This is a genomic window from Porphyrobacter sp. TH134, from assembly GCF_002855495.1.
GTDB lineage: Bacteria > Pseudomonadota > Alphaproteobacteria > Sphingomonadales > Sphingomonadaceae > Erythrobacter.
In genome coordinates, this window is record NZ_PKRO01000097.1 from 1 (window position 1) to 1,395 (window position 1,395).

The window sequence follows — 1,395 nt, forward strand, 5'->3', positions numbered from 1 at the left end:
TCGGTCGTTTCTGGCGAAACCCCGGAATCAGCGATCAGCAAGCGCGTCAAGCGCAACCGGCTGATATCTCCCAACTACTTTTGAGGACAGGCTCTAAAGAAACCGGATGTGCCGCTTGCCGCGCAGGTTTGCGTTCACGAGGCTGTTGATCTCGCGCAGCGTCACGAAGATGTCGGAATTGTTGAACCGGTCTAGATCTTCAATTACGACAAGGTCATATTGGGTGGACTGGAAGAAATATATGATCTCGTCTAGGTGACGATTCAGTATTGATTCCTCGGTCGCCGCTTTAGGCGTGATCTCGATATCCTTCAGGGATATACTCTTCAGGGATATACCGAAACTCGCGACATAAAGATGATGGATGACCGTCCAAATGAATCCGCCGCCGATCGCGAAGGCGAGCAGATTTAACCAGTTCGCTACAGCAAACGGACGAAAATAGGTGCCCGCCATGATCGCGTCTCGCTGCTGGAACAGATGCCAGCAGGAGATGACGCCGAAGATTATGAATAGAGAGGCCAGCATCGACCAACGGCCAGGTGACTGTATCCGCTTGAACCTCGAAAGCGGAAGCCGTCTGGCATCGGCGCCGTAGAGCATCTGCTGAAGGATGCTGCGCTCGATCTCCTGCCGGCCTACCTTGCCGCTGGTTGACCCCGTTTCGGGCAGGGCCTCAGGGAGGAACGCCGCCAAGGAGATCTGTAGAACCGGTCGCTTATACCCCTTCAGGAAGGATTTGATGATGCTGCTCTTACCTGATCCATAGGGTCCTGTGAGGGCGATGTTCATCACGCGGGGATTCTCGGTCGCCTTTGTCAGGGCAGTCGAATAGACACCCGCCGGGTCGGCTTGGTCCGTTGGGGCAAGGTCGACGTATCGGGATCCAGCGCCTGCTTCCTCGGGTTTCCGAGTGAGCCGATTTGCAGCCGTCGTGAGCCAGCCCGCCAGTTTCGTTCGATGGTCGAGCAAGTTTGAAGCCTTTAGATAAAGTGTACCCAAGATACGCGTACCACGGGTTCATTAGTGACCAAAGACGGAACTAAAGTCTCGGCAAACCAAGCGGCTGGCGGACAAGTGGGGAGGAGGGGCTGCGCCGAGCAAGCAAGCGCTGAACGTCAGCTTCTGGCAAGAGCTGACGTTCAGGCTGTGTCATGGGAAAGATGGGTTTGTCGCAAAACGCGTTAAAAAGTCGTGCGGCGACAAGGCGTCACTCAATACTATCCTCGAGAACAGGGTTAGGCTAGCTGATGAACGGATGATATGACTTGGAGGCGGCTTGGCCAGCGATGTTGATCTTAGAGCCTGTCCTCAAAAGTAGTTGGGAGATATCAGCCGGTTGCGCTTGACGCGCTTGCTGATCGCTGATTCCGGGGTTTCGCCAGAAACGACCGA

Annotated in this window: 1 protein-coding gene; it reads right to left on the bottom strand. The window is 55.1% G+C overall.

Going from position 1 to position 1,395, the window contains the following annotated elements; translation table 11 throughout:
* Positions 1–93: 93 nt before the first annotated feature.
* Entirely contained in the window at positions 94–1,002 is a 909-nt protein-coding gene (locus C0V72_RS16075) for a YobI family P-loop NTPase (RefSeq protein WP_324761556.1), read from the bottom strand.
* Positions 1,003–1,395: the final 393 nt, after the last annotated feature.